This is a genomic window from Rhodococcus sp. ACPA1 (genome assembly GCF_002300195.1).
Taxonomy (GTDB): domain Bacteria; phylum Actinomycetota; class Actinomycetes; order Mycobacteriales; family Mycobacteriaceae; genus Rhodococcus_F; species Rhodococcus_F opacus.
Genome location: NZ_NSDX01000001.1, coordinates 176,688 through 197,581 on the forward strand (window position 1 = coordinate 176,688; position 20,894 = coordinate 197,581).

General features: G+C 68.0%; 20 protein-coding genes. 10 read left to right on the plus strand and 10 right to left on the minus strand.

Annotated elements, in window-relative coordinates; translation table 11 throughout:
- Positions 1-26: 26 nt before the first annotated feature.
- Positions 27-167: a hypothetical protein gene (locus tag CJ177_RS47235; RefSeq protein WP_162130654.1), complete on the minus strand. Its 141-nt coding sequence runs from the start codon at positions 165-167 to the stop codon at positions 27-29.
- Positions 168-220: 53 nt separating this feature from the next.
- Complete coding sequence (locus CJ177_RS00655) at positions 221-697, minus strand: hypothetical protein (RefSeq protein ID WP_005238358.1); 477 nt, start codon at positions 695-697, stop codon at positions 221-223.
- Positions 698-968: 271 nt separating this feature from the next.
- On the opposite strand from CJ177_RS00655, the gene CJ177_RS00660 reads away from it, so the two are divergent.
- Both CJ177_RS00660 and CJ177_RS00665 read left to right on the plus strand, forming a co-directional pair.
- Positions 969-1,595: a response regulator transcription factor gene (locus tag CJ177_RS00660; RefSeq protein ID WP_025432069.1), complete on the plus strand. Its 627-nt coding sequence runs from the start codon at positions 969-971 to the stop codon at positions 1,593-1,595.
- 1 nt (position 1,596) lies between these two features.
- Entirely contained in the window at positions 1,597-2,781 is a 1,185-nt protein-coding gene (locus tag CJ177_RS00665) for a sensor histidine kinase (protein ID WP_095867078.1), read from the plus strand.
- A gap of 16 nt (positions 2,782-2,797) precedes the next feature.
- On the opposite strand, the gene CJ177_RS00670 is transcribed toward CJ177_RS00665, so the two are convergent.
- The 5 genes from CJ177_RS00670 to CJ177_RS00690 form a co-directional block, all read right to left on the minus strand.
- Positions 2,798-3,361: a type 1 glutamine amidotransferase domain-containing protein gene (locus tag CJ177_RS00670; protein WP_095867079.1), complete on the minus strand. Its 564-nt coding sequence runs from the start codon at positions 3,359-3,361 to the stop codon at positions 2,798-2,800.
- 69 nt (positions 3,362-3,430) lie between these two features.
- Entirely contained in the window at positions 3,431-4,909 is a 1,479-nt protein-coding gene (locus CJ177_RS00675) for an FAD-dependent oxidoreductase (protein ID WP_095867080.1), read from the minus strand.
- On the minus strand, positions 4,909-6,090 hold the full coding sequence (locus CJ177_RS00680) for a zinc-dependent alcohol dehydrogenase (protein WP_095867081.1): 1,182 nt from the start codon (positions 6,088-6,090) through the stop codon (positions 4,909-4,911). The genes CJ177_RS00675 and CJ177_RS00680 overlap by 1 nt, the downstream gene beginning before the upstream one ends.
- Entirely contained in the window at positions 6,087-6,494 is a 408-nt protein-coding gene (locus tag CJ177_RS00685; RefSeq protein WP_005238369.1) for a ChaB family protein, read from the minus strand. The genes CJ177_RS00680 and CJ177_RS00685 overlap by 4 nt, the downstream gene beginning before the upstream one ends.
- 58 nt (positions 6,495-6,552) lie before the next feature.
- Complete coding sequence (locus CJ177_RS00690) at positions 6,553-7,047, minus strand: CinA family protein (RefSeq protein WP_061040622.1); 495 nt, start codon at positions 7,045-7,047, stop codon at positions 6,553-6,555.
- A gap of 173 nt (positions 7,048-7,220) precedes the next feature.
- Between CJ177_RS00690 and CJ177_RS00695 the strand changes: the two genes are divergently transcribed.
- Both CJ177_RS00695 and CJ177_RS00700 read left to right on the plus strand, forming a co-directional pair.
- Complete coding sequence (locus CJ177_RS00695) at positions 7,221-8,798, plus strand: AMP-binding protein (RefSeq protein WP_095867082.1); 1,578 nt, start codon at positions 7,221-7,223, stop codon at positions 8,796-8,798.
- Between the two features lie 111 nt (positions 8,799-8,909).
- Positions 8,910-10,076, plus strand: a complete 1,167-nt coding sequence (locus CJ177_RS00700) for an FAD-binding oxidoreductase (RefSeq protein ID WP_005238376.1) — start codon at positions 8,910-8,912, stop codon at positions 10,074-10,076.
- Between the two features lie 10 nt (positions 10,077-10,086).
- On the opposite strand, the gene CJ177_RS00705 is transcribed toward CJ177_RS00700, so the two are convergent.
- Together CJ177_RS00705 and CJ177_RS00710 are read right to left on the minus strand one after the other, a co-directional pair.
- Complete coding sequence (locus CJ177_RS00705; protein ID WP_095867083.1) at positions 10,087-10,839, minus strand: FAD-binding oxidoreductase; 753 nt, start codon at positions 10,837-10,839, stop codon at positions 10,087-10,089.
- 60 nt (positions 10,840-10,899) lie between these two features.
- A complete protein-coding gene (locus tag CJ177_RS00710; protein ID WP_095867084.1) occupies positions 10,900-12,120 on the minus strand; it encodes a globin domain-containing protein in 1,221 nt (406 codons plus the stop codon).
- A 191-nt stretch (positions 12,121-12,311) separates the two neighbouring features.
- Here CJ177_RS00710 and CJ177_RS00715 point away from each other — a divergent pair, with 191 nt between their 5' ends.
- The 6 genes from CJ177_RS00715 (at position 12,312) to pyrE (ending at position 19,548) form a co-directional block, all read left to right on the plus strand.
- On the plus strand, positions 12,312-13,346 hold the full coding sequence (locus CJ177_RS00715) for an alpha/beta hydrolase family protein (RefSeq protein ID WP_025432072.1): 1,035 nt from the start codon (positions 12,312-12,314) through the stop codon (positions 13,344-13,346).
- Between the two features lie 169 nt (positions 13,347-13,515).
- The gene (gene clpB, locus CJ177_RS00720; protein WP_061700223.1) at positions 13,516-16,068 is read left to right on the plus strand and encodes an ATP-dependent chaperone ClpB; all 2,553 of its coding nucleotides are present in this window, start codon (positions 13,516-13,518) and stop codon (positions 16,066-16,068) included.
- Between the two features lie 143 nt (positions 16,069-16,211).
- Complete coding sequence (locus tag CJ177_RS00725) at positions 16,212-17,165, plus strand: DUF5666 domain-containing protein (RefSeq protein WP_095867085.1); 954 nt, start codon at positions 16,212-16,214, stop codon at positions 17,163-17,165.
- Between the two features lie 94 nt (positions 17,166-17,259).
- Positions 17,260-18,135, plus strand: a complete 876-nt coding sequence (locus CJ177_RS00730; protein ID WP_257014393.1) for a hypothetical protein — start codon at positions 17,260-17,262, stop codon at positions 18,133-18,135.
- A 67-nt stretch (positions 18,136-18,202) separates the two neighbouring features.
- The gene (locus tag CJ177_RS00735) at positions 18,203-18,997 is read left to right on the plus strand and encodes an SDR family oxidoreductase (RefSeq protein WP_095867086.1); all 795 of its coding nucleotides are present in this window, start codon (positions 18,203-18,205) and stop codon (positions 18,995-18,997) included.
- 20 nt (positions 18,998-19,017) lie between these two features.
- Positions 19,018-19,548, plus strand: a complete 531-nt coding sequence (gene pyrE, locus CJ177_RS00740) for an orotate phosphoribosyltransferase (RefSeq protein WP_005238397.1) — start codon at positions 19,018-19,020, stop codon at positions 19,546-19,548.
- A 58-nt stretch (positions 19,549-19,606) separates the two neighbouring features.
- Here the strand turns inward: pyrE and CJ177_RS00745 are convergent, their stop codons facing one another.
- Positions 19,607-20,875, minus strand: a complete 1,269-nt coding sequence (locus CJ177_RS00745) for an MFS transporter (protein WP_061045734.1) — start codon at positions 20,873-20,875, stop codon at positions 19,607-19,609.
- Positions 20,876-20,894: the final 19 nt, after the last annotated feature.

The following is a 20,894-nucleotide window of genomic DNA, read 5'->3' on the forward strand; positions in this document are numbered from 1 at the left end:
TGCGACATCGGGCCCCAACCCCCGGCTTATCGGTCGCGGTTGCCCCAGCGGGGCCCGCGGCGGGTGCGTGATCGCGGAATGTTCATCTCCTCGAGACGTGCCTTGATCTCCTCGGTGGTCCACATCGTGCGGGAGACGGTGGGGGTGGGGGTCTCGGTGACGTGCATGATCATGTTCTCCGGCTTTCGTCGAGTGTTCGGTGGATGGTCGGGATCGTCTGTCAGGGGTGTCCGTACAGGTGGTAGCCGGCGTTCATGTTCGGGTAGCCCGAGTCGATCCAGCTGCTGATGCCGTAGGCGTGGCCGTAGTTGGCGTCGACGCGGGTGCCGTCCACGTCGGTCGTGTTGCTGTAGTTGTCGGCGCGGAACACGGCCTGGGCACCACCGGGAAGCGAGTAGGTGGCATCCACCTCGACGCCGTTCGGGTCGGTGGAGAATGCCTTCACGATCTGGCTGCTGTGCGGGGCGAGGTAGTCCGACGGCGCCTGAATCCACTGCCCGTAGGGGTTCGACGAGCCCGCGAGGACCATCGGCAGGTCGGTGTCGTTGCTGATCGTCATCGCGATCGTGGGTCCCGATGTCGGCATCGTGCCCGCCGTGGCAACACCGGCTGCGGCGATGGCGAATCCGGTGACGGCCACTGCGGTGGCGGGCAGTGCGATGAAGAGGGCGACGCGGTGGCGGGCGGTGGTTCGCATGATGGCTTCTCCTGAGTTCTGACGCTTCGGGGGAACGTTTGGGGCCGTGGGGGTTTCGGTTTCCGATCTCCCCGTTTCCGGTGTGCACCAACTATGTCGCGAAAACGCGCCGTCGTCTGTCCACCGACAGGACCGAGGGTGGGATGAATCCGGTGTCCACCGATCGGGGGACACCGGCGCCGCGAAGTGCTCCGCGCGGGCGTGCTCTCGTGAGAAAGTGAGCAATGGACTTCGCCGGAGTCGCTTCGCATCGGGCCGCGCCGTGAGCGCCGTGCGGGTCGTGGTGGGCGACGACCACCCGATCTTTCGGGACGGTGTCGTCCGTGCGCTCCTCGCGAGCGGCGACATCGAGGTGGTCGGCGAGGCGGACGACGGTGCGGCGGCGCTCGCCCTGATCCGTGAACTCGCCCCCGACGTCGCACTGCTCGACTATCGGATGCCGGAGCTGGACGGTTCCCAGGTGGCGGCGGCCGTGCGACGAGCCGAACTCGCCACGCGGGTGTTGCTGCTGTCGGCGCACGACGAGTCCGCGATCGTCTACCACGCGTTGCAGGAGGGGGCGGCGGGGTTCCTGCCGAAGGAGTCGACCCGGGCGGAGATCGTGAAAGCCGTCCTGGACTGCGCTCAGGGCCGTGACGTCCTCCCCGCCTCCCTCGCGGTCGGACTGGCCGGCGAGGTGCGGCGTCGCAGTGAACCGGTCGGGCCTGCGCTGAGCGGTCGGGAGAAGGAAGTGCTGGCGCTCATTGCGCGCGGCCAGAGCATTCCCACGATCGCCGGTGAGCTGTATCTGGCGCCGTCGACGGTCAAGACCCATGTCCAGCGTCTCTACGAGAAGCTCGGGGTGAGCGACCGCGCGGCCGCGGTGGCCGAGGCGATGCGACGCGGCTTGCTGGAGTGACGTGCCGCTTCCGTCCCAGAGTCGCGTAGTCCGTCGCTACAGCACCGAGGCCGTCCGGGTGACCGCCATACTCCGGTTACCGCTGATCGGGTTGATGGCGCTGCTCGGGCCGGTGATCCGCGTGGTGCACTGGAAACCCGACGTCTTCGCGGCGCTGCTGATCGGGTACGCGGCTCTCGCGCTCGGCTGGCTGATCTTCGTCCTGGTGCGCGATGTCGGACCGTGGGCGGGCTGGATGTCCACCGCGGCGGATGTCACCGCGGTCGTGGCGTTGTGCATCGCCTCCGGCGGCGCGACGTCGGTGCTGCTGCCGGTGTTCTTCCTGCTGCCGATCTCGGTGGCGTTCCAGTACCGGCCGCGTCTGACGGCGATCGTCGGGGTCTGCACTGCCGTCGGGTACCAGGTGGTGTGGATCATCTACTCCAAGCGCGACGACGCAGTCGGTTTCCCCGACGAGGTGTACCTCTACTTCGGTTTCCTGTTGTGGCTCGCGGCCGCGACGACGGCGTTGTCGTACGTGCTGGTCCGGCGCTCTGCGACGGTGATCTCGCTGATGGATGTACGCAGGCAGCTGATCGCCGAGTCGATGGACGCCGAGGAACGCGAGCGACGGCAACTGGCTGAGGACCTCCACGACGGGCCCCTGCAGAATGTCCTGGCCGCCCGCCTGGACGTGGAGGAAGCCCTGGAGCGAAACCCGGACGACATGCTCGTCGCCGCGGAGTCCGCTCTCCGCGAGACCGCGGCGCAACTGCGGTCCACGGTCACCACACTGCATCCGCAGGTCCTCGCGCAGCTTGGCCTCACCGCGGCGCTGCGCGAGCTCGCGGATCTCTACGCCCGGCGGGGGTTCGAGATGTCGGTGAGCGTCGACGACGTCGGTCACCCCGACTGCCAGGAGTTGCTCTACCGGGTGGCGCGGGAACTGCTCACCAACGTGACCAGACATGCCCGTGCCACGACGATCGAATTCACACTCACCCGCGCCGACGGGCGGACCACGCTGACGGTCGCCGACGACGGCGCCGGTTTCGATCCGGCCGTCGTCCCGGAACGGGTCGCGCAGGGGCACATCGGGCTGGCGTCGCACATCGTGCGGGTCGAAAGCGTCGGCGGCACCTTCGACGTCACGTCCACACCCGGGTCGGGCACCCGCGTGGTGGTGACGGTGCCGGACTCCGGCTGATCCAGGCCCGACGAGGTCACTGCGGGTGGCGGCCCTCGGCGAATTCCTCGACGATCTTCGCGCAGAACGCGGGCAGGTCGTCGGGGTTGCGGCTCGACACCAATCCGTTGTCGACCACTACTTCCTCGTCGACCACGGTTCCGCCGGCGTTGCGGATGTCGGTGCGCACGCTGGGATACGACGTGAGGGTGCGGCCGCGGACGACGTCGGCCTCGACCAACGTCCACGGTCCGTGGCAGATCACGCCCACTGGTTTGCCCGAATCGACGAAGTCGCGGACGAAGGCGACGGCCGACTCGTCCATCCGGAGGTGGTCGGGGTTCGTGGTGCCGCCGGGCAGGATGAGTGCGTCGAAGTCGGCGACCGACACCTCGCCGACGACCGCGTCGACGGCGTAGGTGCCTGCCGCGTTCACATCCGAGCTCATGGCCTGGATCTTGCCGGGGGACAACGAGATCAGCCGAACTTCCGCGCCGGCGTCCTCGACGGCTTTCCGGGGTTCGACGAGTTCGACTTCCTCGACGCCGTCGGTGGCCAGGATCGCGACCTTCCGGCCGCGCAGTGTCTCTGCCGATGTCATGGGCAATTCCTTCCTCTGGTGAACACAAGCGACGGGTACCCGATCGGCCCGAGGCCAATCGGGTGGGAATCAGAGTCGTCGGAGATCGGTGGTTGCGGGGCCCTCGAGAAGTGTTCCGCCGGCAGTGAATCGGGACCCGTGCAGCGGGCAGTCCCACGAAGCCTCCGCATCGTTCCAGCGGAGCACACCACCGAGGTGCGGGCAGACGGCGCAGACGCGCTGGGTGTGACCGTCCGAGGTGTACTCGCCGACGGGGAGCAGTCCCTCCCGCACGATGCGAGCCCGGCCTTTCCCTCGTTGTCGCCCCACGAGCGCGTCGCCCCAGCCCGCGACCATCTCCACCGCCACCTCGCCGTTCGCTTTCACTGCCGCGGGAAGGTCGAAAAGCTGCGTCGGCGAATAGCTCTGGAATGCCTCGGCCCACCGCATGTGGCCACCCAGAATGCGTCCGGCGAGCACGAGGCCGGCGGCGACGCCGTTCGAGAGTCCCCACTTGCCGTAGCCGGTGGCGACGAGAATGCCGTCACTGCCGGGAACCAGTGGGCCGACGTAGGGGAGCGCGTTCAGCGAGGAGTAGTCCTGCGCCGACCAGCGGTGGGTCGGCGTCGCCCCGGGAAAGTGACGGCCGGTCCAGGCCAGCAGATCGTCGACCGCGGCCTGCGGTGACGTGCTGCGGCCGACGTCGTGACCGTTGCCGCCGACGACCAGAACACGACCGTCGTCGGCCGGGCGCAGCGACCGCGTGGGCTGATCGGCGGTCAGGTACATGCCTCCGGGTGCACCGCCCGGCATCCGGAACGCCGCCGCGTACGATCGCTCCGCCTTCAGCCGGGCGAAGAATCCTCCGCGATCGAGGATCGGAGTTCCCGTCGCGAGAACCACGCGGCGGGCTTCGATGTCGCCGTCCGGCGTCGACAGGACGTGGAATCGCACCAGCGTCCGGACCGACGTCACGCGACGGTGCTCGAACACGTCGGCGCCGTGGGTGATCAGGTCGCGGGCCACTGCATGGAGGACGGGCATCGGGTCCAGGAACGCCTGGTCGTCGAGCGTGACGGCGTCGACGTGGGGCACCGGGATCTCGAGTTCGGGTACGAGTCGCACGGGCAGGCCCGCCGATCGGGCGGCCGTGTACTGGGCGCGCACCGCGTCGACACCGGACTCGGTCTGCGCGTACGTGAAATCCGGTGCCGTGCCGACGGGAATCTCGCGGTCGCGGCAGTACCGGAGCAGCCACTGCTGGCCTTCCAGGTTTCCCTCGACATACGAGCGCAGGATGTGCGACGCGTGGCGTCGGCCGATCTCGGCGAGCCGGGTACCTTGCAGCACACTGACCTTGCCCGTGGTGTTCCCTGTCGTGACGGCCCCGATGGTCCGCGCTTCGACGACGGCGACGTGCTGTCCCGCACGGGCGAGCAGTAGCCCGGTGATCAGGCCGGTCACCCCCGCGCCCACCACCACGGTGTCGTACCGTCCGCGTTCGTCCCACGATCGCCCCGTCACCGCGCCGCGGTGACCGGCGACGTGATCGAGCCAGAGGGAAGGCATTACGGCTTCAGGAGAATCTTCACAGCGCCGTCTTCCTTCTTCTGGAAGATCTCGTACGCGTGCGGCGCGTGGTCCAGTGGCAGTTCGTGAGTGGCGAACGTGTCGACGCCCAGGGGGTCGGCGTCGGTGAGCAACGGCAGGATGTCCGGGACCCACCGCTTGACGTTGGCCTGCCCCATCCGCAGCTGAATCTGCTTGTCGAACAGGGTGAGCATCGGTATCGGGTCCGCCATTCCTCCGTACACCCCGATGAGCGAGAGGGTGCCGCCGCGCCGCACGATGTCGATGGCCGAGTACAGCGCGTGCAGCCGGTCGATTCCTGCCGTCGACATCAGTGGGGCCGCGATGGCATCGGGCAGGTACGACGTGACCTGCTGCAGTAGTTTCGCGCCGGGGGAGCCGTGCGCTTCCATGCCGACTGCATCGATGACGGAATCGGGGCCGCGGCCGTCGGTCATCTCCCGGATCACGTCGCCGAGTTCGCCCTCGGCGTCGTTGAGGTCGACCGTCTCGATCCGTCGCGCCCGCGCACGGGCGAGACGCTCGGGCACGAGATCGACGCCGATGACCCGAAAACCCTTGTGCGCGGCGATGCGTGCCGCCATGTCGCCGATGGGTCCGAGCCCGAGAACGACGACGGAACCGCCGTCGGGTATCTCCGCGTACTCGACGGCCTGCCATGCCGTCGGCAGCACGTCGGACAGATACACGAAACGTGAATCCGGTGGACCCTCCGGAACCTTGATGTGGGTGTTCTTCACGTGCGGCACCCGCAGATACTCGGCCTGGCCGCCGGGAACGCTCCCGTACAGTTTCGAATACCCGAACAGCGCCGCACCCATACCCTCGTCCCGGATCTGGGTGATCTCGCACTGGGTGAACAGTTTCCGATCGCACATGTGGCAACTGCCGCAGGATATCTGGAACGGGATGACCACCCGGTCGCCGACCTTCACGTCGGTCACCTCCGACCCCACCTCGCGGACGATGCCCATCGGTTCGTGACCGAGGATGTCGCCCTCGTTCATGAACGCGCCGAGCACCTCGTACAGGTGCAGGTCGGAGCCGCAGATGTTGGTGGTGGTGATCTCGACGATCGCGTCGGTCTTCTGTTCGATCACCGGGTCGGGGACGGTGTCGACGCTGACCTTCCGTTTGCCCTGCCACGTCACGGCTCTCATCGGGCTCTCCGGTTCGCCTTCTCGATCGCGTCGACGAGTTCGTCCTTGGTCATGGTCGACCGGCCGTGTATGTCGAGCCGCTGCGCGATGTGCATGAGGTGGTCCTTGCTCGCGTTGGCGTCGACGCCCTCGGCCGTCTCACCGGACGCGTTCGGGCCGCCGCTCTTCGCGCGCTCGTCCGAGGGGCCCTTCTCGTCCTTGGCCTCCCAGTGGTCCCCGACCTTCTCGTAGCTGTGTTTGAGGGCGTCGTACGCGACGCGATGCGCGCGTTCCTCGTCCCCGTACTGATCGATTGCGGAGTCGTACACCTTGGCGAACGTGCGCTGCGCCTTCTCGGACGACTTTTTCAGCGTCTCGGGAAGCTCGCTCTTCTTCGGCTTGCCGCTGTCGGTGGTCTTCGGCACGGAAATCCTCCTCGGGTGTAGAGGTGCCCGCTCGGATGATTACCCGACTCTCGGAGATTTACGCGAGTGGGGGAGGAACTCGACCCGGCACGGACGTCAGCGCCTGCTCGAGCAGTTCCAGGGCACGGTCGGTGGTGGCGGTCACGACGTCCTGAGGTTCACCGTCGAAGCGGTGCATCTCGGTGTCGATGCGGCCGTGGGTGAACAGTCCGAACCAGACGGTCCCCGGCGGCTGCCCGTCCTGGGGGTCGGGGCCGCCCGCACCGGTCACTGCGACGGCGACGTCGGCGCCGAGCAGTTCCGCGACCGCACCAGCCATCGCGCGGGCGCTGGCCTCACTGACGACGGGACCGTCCGGGACCTTCAGCACCCGGTGTTTCACTTCGCTGGAATACGCGACCACGCTGCCCCGGTACCAGTCGGAGGACGCGGGCGCCGCGCCGAGAATGCACGAGATCTGCCCGCCGGTGAGGGATTCCGCCGTCGCGAGGAAGACGTGCGCGCTCCGCGCCGCGGTCGAGATCCGTTCTGCGATTCGGTCCTGCGGACTCATGGACCTCACGTTATCGGACATGTCCGGCCAGGAGTTGCCGTCGGCACCCCGGAGGTGAGTGGAACAGGTTTCAGTTTTGCCGGTTTCCGGTTAGGGTGTCGGTGACCCAGGACACAGGAAATCCAGGCCGCCGGACCACGCGCCTCGGCGTCGCGGGAGTAGAAGGATTACAGATGACCGACGAGTTCGCAGATCTGCATCGACCCGCTTTCGCTGCAGACCTCCTCATCACTGCACTGGAACGCAACTCCGACAAGCCGGCGCTCTACCTCGGCGACGTCGTCCTCACCGGCGGTGAGATGCGCGATCAGATCAGTTGCTTTGCACAGGCACTGGCTTCGCTCGGAATCGGCAAAGGCACGAGCACCGCCATGCTGTCCAAGAACAGGCCCGAAGTGCTCATCAGCATGGGCGCCACCATGATCTCCGGATGCCGCGCCAGCGCGCTCAACCCGATGGGCTCGCTCGACGACCATCTGTACATCGTCGGCGACGCCGAGATCCAGACGCTGATCTTCGATCCCACCGCCTTCGAGGGGCGCGCCGCCGAACTGGTGGCGCAGTCGCCGTCGATCGAGAACGTGTTGTCGTTGGGGCCGTCCGAAGTAGGTACCGACATTCTCGCCCTCGCCGAGACGTTCACCCCGCAGCGCCTGCGGGCGGCGGACGTGGCCGCCGACGACAACAGCAGCATGGTGTACACCGGCGGCACGACCGGCAAGCCGAAGGGCGTCGTCGGCTCCTACCAGTCCGGCGCGACGCTCAACCAGATCCAGATGGCCGAATGGCAGTGGCCCGACGAACCACGTTTCCTCATCTGCACGCCGCTGTCGCACGCCGGCGCCGCGTTCTTCATCCCGACCCTGCTGCGTGGTGGCGCGCTGATCGTGCTGCCCGCGTTCGAGCCCGGTGCCGTTCTCGAGGCGATCGAGAAGCACAAGATCTCGGCCACGATGCTCGTCCCCACCATGATCTACCTGCTGATGGATCACCCCGACCTGCCCAACCGGGACGTGTCCAGCCTGCAGACACTCTTCTACGGCGCCTCGGCGATGTCGCCGGCCCGGTTGAAGGAGGGCATCGAGAAGTTCGGCCAGATCTTCTTCCAGTTCTACGGCCAGACCGAATGCGGAATGACCATCGCGGTGCTGCGGAAGGAAGAGCACCTGGCAGACGATCCCAGCCGGCTCGCGACGTGCGGGCGTCCCGTGCCCTGGCTGAACGTCGCCCTGCTCGACGACGACCTGAACGAGGTACCGCAGGGTGAGCTCGGCGAGATCTGCGTCCGCGGCCCGCTGGTCATGAAGGGGTACTGGAAGAAGCCCGACGAGACCGCCGAGGCGTTCCGCGGTGGTTGGCTGCACACGGGCGACGTCGCGCGCAGGGACAAAGACGGATTCATGACGATCGTCGACCGCAAGAAGGACATGATCGTCACCGGCGGATTCAACGTGTTCCCCCGGGAGATCGAGGACGTCATCTCGGCGCATCCGGCCGTCGGCTCGGTCGCGGTGGTCGGCATTCCGGACGAGAAGTGGGGCGAGGCCGTCAAGGCGTGCGTGGTGTTGCGGGCCGGGCAGGCGGTCGACGCCGCCGAACTCGTCGAACGGGTGCGGGCCGCGAAGGGATCGGTGCACGCGCCCAAATCGATCGACTTCGTCGACACGCTGCCGCTCACTCCACTCGGCAAACTGGACAAGAAGGCGCTGCGCTCCCGGTACTGGGAAAGTGCAGACCGAGCGGTCGGATAGCACGACCAGGGCGGAAAACAAGGGACCTGGTCTGCGGCGTGGCGCCCGCGCCTATAGTCTGCCCAAGTACTTCGCGGCGGGGCCGCGTTCAGTCGGTGACGAGGATGCGCGGTGGATTTACAGGCAATATCGCTGGTCCGGTCGAGTTTCAAGGCTATCGCGGCGGTGCCGGACGGGCCCCAGACTCTGTCGCGGTCCTTCTATGCCCTGTTGTTCGCGCGGTATCCCGACGCCCGGGATTTCTTCCCCGCGGCCATGGACGAGCAACGCGACCGGTTGATCTCGGCCGTCCAGTACGTGATCGAACGACTCGAGGAGGAATCCGGGCAGATCCTCGCCTACCTCGCCCAGCTCGGCCGCGACCACCGTAAGTACGGAATCGAGGACGCGCACTACGTCGCCGTCGGTAACTCCCTGATCGCCGCGGTGGAGCAGTTCCCCTCGACCGAGCCGTGGACCGACGAACTCGAGCAGGCGTGGCGCGACGTCCTCGCGGTCGTCGCCGCCACCATGATGGACGCGGCCAATGCAGAGAGCGGCCCGCCGGCGTGGGGCGCGACCGTGATCGAGCACCTCCAGGTCCGCAAGGACGTGTCGATCGTCCGCCTGCAACTCGACGAGCCGATGACTTACACCGCCGGCCAGTACGTGAGCGTGCAGGTGCCGTCGCGTCCCCGGATGTGGCGGTACCTGTCGCCGGCGAACCCCGCCAACGACCAGGGCATCATCGAGTTCCACGTCCGCCGGGTGTCGGGCGGCTGGGTCAGCCCCGCCATCGTCAGCCAGACCCTCGTGGGCGAGCGGTGGGTGATCGGGTCCCCGCTCGGCGACCTCGGAGTCCGGTACGACAACGGTCGCGACATCCTCATGATCGGATCGGGGACAGGAATCGCGCCGTTGCGCGCGCAGATCCTGCAGATGTCGCAGCGCGGCCAGGACCGCCGCGTCCACGTCTTCTTCGCCGGCCGGTACCCGTGCGACCTGTACGACCTGGGCACCCTGTGGGCGCTCGCGGAGCAGAATCCGTGGCTGACCGTCGTTCCGGTCACCGAGGAGGACGAGGACCCGTGGTGGTACACCGGCCCGAGCAGCGCCGCGCTGCCCGGCATGCACCGCCGACTGACCGGCAAGGTCGGGCAGGTCGTCGCCGACTTCGGGACGTGGGCCGAGCGCGACATCCAGCTCGTCGGCTCCGAGGCGATGATCAACACCACCAAGTTCCGGCTGCACGCGGCGGGCACTCCGCCGGAGAACATCCGGCACGACCCGTCCTACTGATCCGAACGGCTCAGTACGGGTCGAACTGAATGTTCTCCGTGGGGGTCCCGGTGTCCCGGAGGCGGTCGAGGGTGGCGCGGACCATCGCCGCCGAACCGCACACCAGCACCTGGTGCTCGGTGAACGCGCCGTAGGACGTCACGACGTCGGGCAGTGAGCCCTCGATGAGGTCGTCCTCGGTGAACCCCACGTCCACCCTGGTGCGTTCGTACCATTCGTCGGTCCACTCCGGATTCACGACGTTCTCCACCACCGGGATGACGGTGAGCCACGGCAGATCCTGCAGCAGCAGGTAGAGCATGTCGGACGCATAGAGATCGCGCGGCGTCCGATCGCCGGTGAACAGGAACACCCGCGGCGGATTCGGCTTGCGCGACAGGTCCAGCAGGATCGACCGAAACGGGGCCATGCCGGTGCCCCCGGCGATCATGATGACGTCCGGCCCGTCCTCGTCGACGGACATCGTGCCGCGCGGTTCGAGGATCTGCCACTGGTCGCCGGGCGAGGTCCCCGTGACGATGCCGCCGCTGACCCAGCCGCCGGGCACCGTCCGGACGTGGAATTCGAGCTTGCCGTCCAGTGACGGCGGCAGGGCAGGGGAGAGTCTGCGCAGCAGTCGCGGGTTCTGAGGCACGCTCACGTCCACGTATTGCCCCGGCACGAACGGGACGTAGTCACCGACGAGGCGGACCACCGCGAGGTCGTGCCGCAGGCGGTGATGTTCGACGACAGTGCTGGTCCAGGTGGTCTGCGTGGCTTGCATGGCGTGATGCTCTCCCGACGGTCGAACCGGATAGCGGATGGGCGGGGACGGGCTGCGCGACTAGATCAGGGGGTCGTGCCGGATCAGTTCGGGCGGTGTACCGCCGCCCTGCAACGCGTACACCGTGGTCTTGATCATCGCCGGAGAACCGGAGATCTGGATCTGCCGGTCCGCCCACGACCCGAACCGGGCGACGACGCGGCCGAGCTGCCCCTGGAGTCGTTGATGCAATCCCGGCGGCGCCTCCGGGGCGGGAATCGTGTGCCACCACGGGTCCTCGTCCTCCTCGGACACGGGAACCACGGTCAGCCACGGATTGCTCAGCGACAGGTGCCACAAGGTCTCGATGTCGTACAGATCGCACGGATACTTGCCGCCCACGAACATGTGGACCCGCGGATTGTTCGACCGCATCGCCATTTCCATCACCTGGGCGCGCAGCGGCGCGATGCCGGTCCCCGAACCGATCATCAGGACGTCCTGCCCGCTGTCGCGGTCGACCTCGAGACCACCGAGCGGGGAGCTGAGCAGCCAGCGGTCGCCCACCTGCGTCTCGTTCACGATGGCGGGGCTCACCCACCCACCCGACACGCGGCGCACGTGGAACTCGAGCTGGCCGTACGGGTTGGCGGGGATGGCAGCCGACAGGTACCGCCACATCCGGAGCCGCTGCGGGATCTGGACGCTGAGGTACTGGCCCGCACCGTAGGGGATGGGGGAGTCGGTCTCGAGACGGACGATCGCGAGGTCGTCGAGGCGACGTTCGTGATCGACCACGGTGGCGCCCCACGCGGCGGGCAGGTCGTCGGTGTCCGCGGCGTCGGCCATCGTGTGCAGGAGGAGGTCGAGCAGTTCCGTCCAGGCCGCGGTCAGCGAGGGCGTCCAGATGGCCTGGGTGAAGGAACTCTGCACGGCGACCAGCAGCGCATTGCCCGACGCGAAGTAGTGCCTGCCCTCGACGCCGTACTTGCGGTGGTCGCGGCCGAGCTGGCTGAGGAAACCGAGGACCCGGCCCTCGTCGTCGAGGTTGTCGATGACGAACTGCAGTGCTTGGAACAGGCGGTGACCCTGCTGATCCAGCGCAGCCGGGAAGAGGGAGCGGAATTCGGGGTGTTCGGCGAACAGGGTGGCGTAGAACGTGGTGGTGAGCCGGTTGCGTCCGTGTTCGGTGGACACGATCGACGAAAAGCTGGCGCGCAGACGCGAAATCACGAGCGGATCGAGGCAATCTCGTGTCAAGCCGTCCCCTGCCTCCGTGCCTGCTGATTCGAACACCCGCATTCTAGCCGTCCCGCGGGCGGACCCCGGGTTACGGCAACGGCCGGTTCGGCGTGTGCCCCCGGTATTTCGGTGGGTCGCTATTGAGCTGTGACCACCGGCAAGGCACGATGCATCCAGTTAACAGGCAGTGTTACCGAGGGGGGCCCATGAGAGTTGGCGGTGCGCGGGATCGGGGTCGGTTTCGTCCGGGGATGCCCAGTTCGGTCCGGGTCCGCCGGACTGCCGCTGTCGTGGCGGCCGTGACGCTGACGGTGATCAGCGGCGGAGGCGTCGTCTCCGCCGAACCCCGGACGACGATCGAGTCGATCTCCGCCGACGAGGCGCCCGACGGTTCGCGGTTGGTCGAGGTCACCACGGTGGGCGAATCGCAGATGAACTTCACCGTCCACTCGACCGCCATGGACAAGGACATCACCGTCCGGGTCATCCGGGCCGCGTCGGAGAAGCGTCCCACCGTCTACATGCTCGGCGGCGTCGAGGGGAACTCCGAGCAGTTCGGCTGGGAGCAGAAGGCGGACGTCGAGAAGTTCTTCTCCGACAAGGACGTCAACGTGGTCATCCCGTTCGGCGGCCAGTCCAGTTACTACGCGGACTGGAAGCAGGACGACCCCGAGCTCGGGCGGAACAAGTGGCAGACGTTCCTGACGAAGGAACTGCCACCGATCGTCGATTCCGCGCTCGAGACGACCGGGAAGAACGCCATCGCCGGGCTGTCCATGTCCGCGACCAGCGTCCTCAACCTCGCGATCTCCGAGCCGGGGCTGTATCAGAGCGTCGGGGCGTACAGCGGGTGCGCGATGACGAGCGACCCGGTGGCGCGGCGGTTCGTCGAGATCACGGTGTCGGACTTCGGCGGCAACCCCGAGAACATGTGGGGTGCGGCCAACGATCCGCTGTGGGCCGCGAACGATCCGTACGTCAACGCGGAGAAGCTCCGGGGGACCACCCTCTACATCTCCAATGGCAGCGGGTTGCCGGGACCGTACGACACCCTCGACGCCCGGACCGTCGGCGGCGACCGTCGCAACCTCGCGACGCAGGTCGTGGTGGGTGGTGTCATCGAGGCCGTCACCAACGACTGCACGATGCGGCTGGCGGAGAAACTCCGCGCCCTGGACATTCCGGCCACGGTCGACCTCCGGCCGGTCGGAACACACTCGTGGGGGTACTGGCGCGACGACCTGTCCGCCTCCTGGCCGACGATGGCGGCCGCGATCGGGGCCTGACATCTCGCCCCGCGAAGCGTCGCGGGGCGAGAGAATGGGTGAAGCGGAAAATTTTTCAAAGTTGAGCGGAACAGACTCAACCCTTCGCGCGTTAAGAAGATGACAGCGTCGCCACGTGCCACTCGGCCGCGGGCGGCGGACCGCTCTACAACGCCAGAAGAGGTGAACAGTGGACTCGTTCAATCCGACCACCAAGACCCAGGCCGCGATGACCGCTGCGCTCCAGTCGGCGTCGTCGGCCGGTAATCCCGACATCAGGCCCGCGCATCTGCTCGTGGCCCTGCTCGACCAGACCGACGGCATCGCCGCCCCGCTGCTCAAGGCGGTCGGCGTCGATCCCACCGTGGTCCATCGTGAAGGGCAGGATCTCGTCGACCGGCTGCCGAAGACGACGGGCGCCACGACCACACCGCAGCTCGGCCGCGAGGCCCTCGCCGCACTCACCGCAGCACAGCACCTCGCCACCGAACTCGACGACGAGTACGTGTCGACGGAACACCTGATGGTCGGACTCGCCTCGGGTGAGTCGGACGTGGCCGGACTGCTGAAGCGGCACGGCGCCACCCCCGAGGCGCTGCGTGACGCGTTCACCACCGTCCGCGGCAGTGCGCGCGTCACCAGCCCGGATCCGGAGGGGACGTACCAGGCGCTCGAGAAGTACTCCACCGACCTCACCGCGGCGGCCCGGAACGGCAAGCTCGACCCGGTGATCGGCCGCGACAACGAGATCCGCCGCGTCGTGCAGGTGCTCAGCCGCCGGACCAAGAACAACCCGGTGCTGATCGGTGAGCCCGGCGTCGGCAAGACCGCCATCGTCGAGGGGCTCGCCCAGCGCATCGTCGCCGGCGACGTTCCCGAATCGCTGCGCGGCAAGTCGGTGATCTCCCTCGACCTCGGATCGATGGTCGCGGGCGCCAAATACCGCGGCGAGTTCGAGGAGCGGCTCAAGGCCGTCCTCGACGACATCAAGAACTCGGCCGGTCAGGTCATCACGTTCATCGACGAGCTCCACACCATCGTCGGTGCGGGTGCCACCGGTGAGTCCGCGATGGACGCGGGCAACATGATCAAGCCGATGCTCGCCCGCGGTGAGCTGCGGCTCGTCGGCGCGACCACGCTAGACGAGTACCGCAAGTACATCGAGAAGGACGCGGCCCTCGAACGCCGCTTCCAGCAGGTGCTGGTGGGTGAACCATCCGTCGAGGACACCGTCGGCATCCTGCGCGGGCTCAAGGAGCGGTACGAGGTGCACCACGGCGTGCGCATCACCGATTCCGCGCTGGTCGCCGCCGCCACGCTCAGCGACCGGTACATCACGTCCCGGTTCCTCCCGGACAAGGCGATCGACCTCGTGGACGAGGCCGCTTCCCGGCTGCGGATGGAGATCGACTCGCGACCCGAGGAGATCGACTCCGTCGAACGCATCGTCCGCCGCCTCGAGATCGAGGAGATGGCGCTGCAGAAGGAATCCGACGCGGCGTCGAAGGACCGGCTCGAGAAGCTGCGTCAGGAACTGGCCGACGAACGGGAGAAGCTCAATCAGCTGACCACCCGCTGGCAGAACGAGAAGCAGGCCATCGACTCCGTGCGCGGGGTCAAGGAGCAGCTGGAGACGCTGCGCGGCGAGGAGGAACGCGCCGAACGCGACGGCGACCTCGGCCGGGCCGCGGAGCTGCGGTACGGCCGCATCCCGCAGCTCGAGAAGGAACTCGAGCAGGCGGCCCGCGAGTCGGGTGCCGCCGCCGACGGTGACGTCATGCTCAAGGAGGAAGTGGGTCCCGACGACGTCGCAGACGTGGTCGCGGCATGGACCGGCATCCCCGCCGGCCGCATGATGGAGGGCGAGACCGCCAAGCTGCTGCGGATGGAGTCCGAACTCGGCAAGCGGGTCGTCGGCCAGGAAGAGGCCGTCGTCGCCGTCTCGGATGCGGTTCGCCGCGCCCGCGCCGGAGTCGCCGACCCCAACCGGCCCACCGGGTCGTTCCTGTTCCTCGGACCGACCGGCGTCGGTAAGACGGAGCTCGCGAAGTCCCTCGCGGACTTCCTGTTCGACGACGAGCGCGCCATGGTCCGCATCGACATGTCCGAGTACAGCGAGAAGCATTCGGTGGCCCGGCTCGTCGGCGCCCCGCCCGGATACGTCGGGTACGAGGCGGGTGGCCAGCTCACCGAGGCCGTGCGGCGGCGTCCGTACACGGTCGTGCTGTTCGACGAGGTGGAGAAGGCGCACCCCGACGTGTTCGACATCCTGCTCGCCGTCCTCGACGAAGGCCGGCTGACGGACGGTCAGGGACGCACGGTCGACTTCCGCAACACCATCCTGATCCTCACGTCCAACCTCGGTGCGGGTGGATCACGGGAGCAGGTGATGGATGCGGTCCGGCACGCGTTCAAGCCGGAGTTCATCAACCGGCTCGACGACGTCGTGATCTTCGACCCGCTCACGGAAGAGCAGCTCGAGTCCATCGTCAACATCCAGCTCGACCAGCTGTCCCGCCGGCTCGCGGCGCGGCGACTGACGCTGGACGTGTCCGACTCGGCCCGCTTCTGGCTGGCCGTCCGCGGCTACGATCCCATGTACGGGGCCAGGCCGCTGCGCCGGCTGATCCAGCAGGCCATCGGCGACCAGCTCGCGAAGCTGCTGCTCGCCGGTGACGTCAAGGACGGTGACACCGTCCCCGTGAAGGTGTCCGAGACCGGGGACGCGCTCGTCCTCGGCTGATCCGTATGTGAGTGGCACGGTGTGCTCCCGCACGCCGTGCCACTCACCTGTGTTTTCACAGCGACGTCTTAAGTTTCGTCGTTACCCTGGACCGTCCGTAGCCGCACGACTCCGGCCGGACGAACCCGAGGGAGGGGCCGATCATGACGAACCCCGACGACCCGCGCACCCCGCAGGAACGCGCGTACGACGGAACGGAGTCGTGGACCACCGACGATTCCGCGTCGAGGGCTGGTGACGAGGACCCCACCCAGGCCTGGTCGCGGCGGGACCAGCCGACCGAGCATCTCGGATCGCCCGAGCAGCGCACCGAGCACATGGGCCCCGCAGGCACGCCGACCGAGCAGTTCTACACGTCCGATCCGACCGCGGCGTACGGGCGGAACCAGCCCAATCCGACGCAGGCCTACCCGACCTACGATCCGCGGTACGACCCGCAGGCTCCGCCGCCGAACGCCACGCAGGCGTATCCGCCGTACGACGCCCAGCAGTACCAGGGCGGTTATTCGACGGGGCAGTACCCGAACGCCCAGTACCCGCCGGGTCAGTACCCGGGCTCGCAGTACCAGGCGCCGGTCGCCGAGAGTCCCGAGGAGAAGAAACCCCGCCGGATAGCCACGTGGATCGCCGCGGCGGCGGCCGCGCTGCTGCTGATCGCCGTCATCGGCTTCGGTGTCGCCCTCTTCACGTCCGCGCCGAACAACTCCTCGAGCACCACGGCGGCGGGTCCGACCACGTCCCGTCCGCCCGCCACCACCGCGCCGCCGAAGACGACGACCCCGCCGCCGTCCACCACGTCGGAGTCGCCGCTCGATCAACTCCCCGGCGGAATCGGCGAGGCCATCGGCGCTGCCGGCGCCGCGTTCGGGACGATCAGCGCCAACGACGGCTCCACGCTGACCCTCGACGCCCTCGGCGGTTCCCAGTTGACGGTCCAGACCAACGCGCAGACCACTGTGATCGCACTCGACGGCACCACGGTCGCCGATCTGAAGCCCGGGTTCACCGTGATGGTGCAGGGAACGAAGGTCGAGAACGGCACGATGACGGCCGAGACGATCATCAGCACCGAGCTGCCGAAGCTCGGCGGTAACTGAGACGATGGGTCCGGGCAAAACCGACACGGGGTGTCCGGGTACCGCTTCGCCTCGTAACGGCGTCGACTCGCTAGGCTGATCACCGATGACGGGAATGTGGTTCGTACTGGCGTTGATCGCACTCGCAGGCGCGTGCGCGCTGCTCTATTTCGATCGCTCGCGTCGTGATCAGACGGGTCGTGTGCGGCAGATCTGGGCCAAGGCCCAGGGCTACACGTACGACAACGTCGAAGAGAAGCTACCCGGCCAGTTCCATCGGGCGGCGCTGGCCAAGCAGGAGTACCTCAGCGCCATCGATGTGGTGAAGGGCGAACGCCGGGGCGAGTCGTTCATCCTGTTCGACCTCGAGGAGACCGCGACCATCGTCGCAGTGCGCCGCCGGGTTGGCTCGGACGTCGACATCGACCTGCGCCTCAAGTCGACCCCGCCGCCCAAGGATTCGGATCTCGAACTCCTCGGTGCCATCGGACCGCGAGTTGTGTTCGCCACCGACCTCGAAATCGCCCGCAGGGTCTGCGATCAGCGCATGGTGGCGTTCACCGAGTCGGTGCCGCCGCATGTGAACATGCTGTGGAGCGAGGGCGAGTGGACCCTCGGTTCGCTGCCCATCGGCAGCAGCGGCCGTGAATGGGATTCGGCCATCGAGGCCGTCGCCCGGCTGTCCGGCATCCTGCACGTCCTGCCTCCGGTCACCGAACCGCGCGGACTCGACCGCGGCCACCACGACCCGAGCCGGCCGCGACTACGGGAAGGCGCTCCCGCCGAGGCGCGTCCCGCGCGTCCGGCGTCTCCCCGCCAGCCGGCCCCCGGCGCTCCCCGCCCGCAGGCCCCCGGCGCTCCCCGCCCGCAGGCCCCCGGCGCTCCCCGCCCGCAGGCCCCCGGCGCTTCCCGCCCGCCGACCCCGGACGCTCCGCGCCCGCAGACTCCCGGCGCTTCCCGCCCGCCGACCCCGGACGCTCCGCGCCCGTGAGTGCGTGACGAGTCCGCGGACTCGCTAACCGCGCACAGGCGCGCAGCGCCTTGCTACCGTCACCGGTATGTCGACGCCCTCCAGTTCCGCCCGACCCGTTGCCCTCGTCACCGGCCCGACGTCGGGGCTCGGTGCCGGTTTCGCGAGGAAGTTCGCGTCTCTCGGTTACGACCTCGTGCTCGTCGCGCGTGACGAGACCCGCCTGCACGCCCTCGCCGACGAGATGAAGGCGTTGTTCGACACCGAGTCCGAGATCCTGCAGGCCGATCTGGCCACGGCATCCGGGCGCGAGGAAGTGGCGCAGCGCCTCGGGAAGGGTGTCGAGGCGCTGGTCAACAACGCCGGATTCGGCACTTCGGGCGAATTCTGGACGGCGACGCCGGAGCTGTTGCAGTCCCAGCTGGACGTGAACGTCACCGCAGTCATGCAGCTGACCCGTGCGGCGTTGCCCACCATGATCGCGTCGGCGAACGGCACCGTCATCAACGTGGCGAGCGTCGCCGGCCTGCTGTCCGGCCGGGGATCGACCTATTCGGCGAGCAAGGCGTATGTGATCTCGTTCTCCGAGGGACTGGCGAACGGGCTGGGCGGTACGGGTGTGCGGATCCAGGCGCTGTGCCCGGGCTTCATCCGCACCGAGTTCCACGAGCGCGCGGGCATCGAGATGAGTTCGATTCCGAAGCCGATGTGGTTGAGCGTCGACCAGGTGGTCGCGGCGTCGCTGGCCGATCTCGAGGACGGCAAGGTCGTGAGCATTCCCGGCCTCCAGTACAAGGTGCTGACCACTGCCGGTCGCCTCGTCCCGAAGAGTCTGGTCCGGCGGCTGACCAACGTGTTCGGCCGGGGGCGTGCCCGCACGTAGAGGTGGGTAGTGTTTCGGGCATGAGTGATCGCGAGGATCTGGCCGCGTTGGTGCGTGAGCTGGCTGTTGTGCACGGCAAGGTGACGTTGTCTTCGGGCAAGGAAGCCGACTACTACGTGGACCTTCGCCGCGCCACGCTGCATCACGAGGCGGGCCCGCTGATCGGGAAGTTGCTGCGTGAACTGGTGGCGGACTGGGATTTCGACGCCGTCGGCGGACTGACGATGGGCGCCGACCCGGTGGCGATGGCGGTGATGCACGCCCCGGGCAGGCCGATCGATTCGTTCGTGGTGCGCAAGGCCGCGAAGGCGCACGGCATGCAGCGGCAGATCGAGGGACCGGACGTCGTCGGCAAGCGTGTCCTCGTCGTCGAGGACACCACCACCACGGGCAACTCTCCGCTCACCGCGGTGAAGGCGTTGCGCGATGTCGGGGCGATCGTCGTCGGTGTCGCGACCGTCGTCGACCGCGCGACCGGTGCCGACGAGGTGATCGCGGCCGAGGGTCTCGAGTACCGTTCGCTCCTCGGCCTCCCTGACCTGAACCTCTGACCGCACATGTGAGTGGCGAAGTGTGCCTCGGCACACTTCGCCACTCACATGGGGGTGTTCAGTCGGCGTCGGCGGCCGTGACGGCCAGTGCCTCCTCGACGCTGTGCGGTTCGGGATCGTGCTCGTCGACGTGGGCGAGGACCTGGCGTCCGGTCGCGAGCACGATGATCGCGGCGGCGGTGCACACGGCGCCGACCCAGAACGGCATGTGGATGTTGCTCTCACCGAGCTTGCCCGCGACCCACGGTGCTGCGGCGCCACCGACGAAGCGGACGAAGCTGTACGCCGCGGACGCCGTCGACCGCTCGACGGGCGCGGAGATCATCACGGTCTCGGTGATGAGCGTGTTGTTGACACCGAGGAAGAGTCCGGCGAGCACGACACCGACGACGAGTACGGTCTTGTTGTCGGTGAACGCGGCCATCATGGCGAGGTCGAGGGCGAACAGCGCGAGGGCCACCATCATCATCGGCAGGGTGCCGAAGCGCCGCTGCAGTCGCGGGGCGAGGAACACCGACGCGACGGCCAGCGCGAGACCCCACCCGAAGAAGATGAATCCGATCGAGTACGTGCCCATGTCGAGCGGGAACGGCGTGTACGCGAGCAGTGTGAAGAAGCCGTAGTTGTAGAGCAGCGCGGTGATCGCGACGGTGAGCAGGCCGCGGTGGCGCAGGGCGAGGAACGGTGCGGCGATCGACGTGCGGTGCTCCGGCTTGGGTGCGGACGGCAGCATCACGACGATGAGGATGAACGCGACGGCCATCAGGGCTGCGACGCCGAAGAACGGTGCGCGCCAGCTGATGTTGCCGAGGACGCCACCGACCAGCGGGCCGACGGCGATGCCGATGCCCAGCGCGGCCTCGTAGAGGATGATGGCCCGCGCGACGCCGCCGCTGGCCGCGCCGACGATGGCGGCGAGGGCGGTGGCGATGAACAGGGCGTTGCCCAGTCCCCAGCCGGCGCGGAAGCCGACGATCTGCCCGATGGTGCCGGAGCTGCCTGCCAGCGCCGCGAACACGATGATGACGGCGAGACCGGTGAGGAGGGTCTTCTTGGCGCCGATCCGGCTCGACACCACGCCGGTGATGAGCATCGCGACACCGGTGACCAGCATGTAACTGGTGAACAGCAGCGACACCTGGGACGGCGTCGCGTCCAGTTGTTCGCCGATCGGCTTGAGGATGGGGTCGACGAGCCCGATGCCCATGAACGCGATGACGCTGGCGAAGGCGACGGCCCACACCGACTTCGGCTGGTGGAGGAGGCTCGGTGGCGCCTCGCTGGATGTGCTGTTCGTGACGGTTGCGGTCGTGGTGCTCACGGCCACCTCCTTCGATGTACGTCGG

Bases quoted from the DNA above. Each gene is read 5' to 3' on its own strand.
- CJ177_RS00735 (WP_095867086.1), top strand. From the start codon at position 18,203: ATGTCGACGCCCTCCAGTTCCGCCCGACCCGTTGCCCTCGTCACCGGC.
- CJ177_RS00655 (WP_005238358.1), bottom strand. From the start codon at position 697: ATGCGAACCACCGCCCGCCACCGCGTCGCCCTCTTCATCGCACTGCCC.
- CJ177_RS00690 (WP_061040622.1), bottom strand. From the start codon at position 7,047: ATGAGTCCGCAGGACCGAATCGCAGAACGGATCTCGACCGCGGCGCGG.
- pyrE (WP_005238397.1), top strand. From the start codon at position 19,018: ATGAGTGATCGCGAGGATCTGGCCGCGTTGGTGCGTGAGCTGGCTGTT.
- CJ177_RS00670 (WP_095867079.1), bottom strand. From the start codon at position 3,361: ATGACATCGGCAGAGACACTGCGCGGCCGGAAGGTCGCGATCCTGGCC.
- CJ177_RS00730 (WP_257014393.1), top strand. From the start codon at position 17,260: ATGTGGTTCGTACTGGCGTTGATCGCACTCGCAGGCGCGTGCGCGCTG.
- CJ177_RS00695 (WP_095867082.1), top strand. From the start codon at position 7,221: ATGACCGACGAGTTCGCAGATCTGCATCGACCCGCTTTCGCTGCAGAC.
- CJ177_RS00715 (WP_025432072.1), top strand. From the start codon at position 12,312: ATGCCCAGTTCGGTCCGGGTCCGCCGGACTGCCGCTGTCGTGGCGGCC.
- CJ177_RS00680 (WP_095867081.1), bottom strand. From the start codon at position 6,090: ATGAGAGCCGTGACGTGGCAGGGCAAACGGAAGGTCAGCGTCGACACC.
- CJ177_RS00710 (WP_095867084.1), bottom strand. From the start codon at position 12,120: ATGCGGGTGTTCGAATCAGCAGGCACGGAGGCAGGGGACGGCTTGACA.
- CJ177_RS00725 (WP_095867085.1), top strand. From the start codon at position 16,212: ATGACGAACCCCGACGACCCGCGCACCCCGCAGGAACGCGCGTACGAC.
- CJ177_RS47235 (WP_162130654.1), bottom strand. From the start codon at position 167: ATGCACGTCACCGAGACCCCCACCCCCACCGTCTCCCGCACGATGTGG.
- CJ177_RS00675 (WP_095867080.1), bottom strand. From the start codon at position 4,909: ATGCCTTCCCTCTGGCTCGATCACGTCGCCGGTCACCGCGGCGCGGTG.
- CJ177_RS00705 (WP_095867083.1), bottom strand. From the start codon at position 10,839: ATGCAAGCCACGCAGACCACCTGGACCAGCACTGTCGTCGAACATCAC.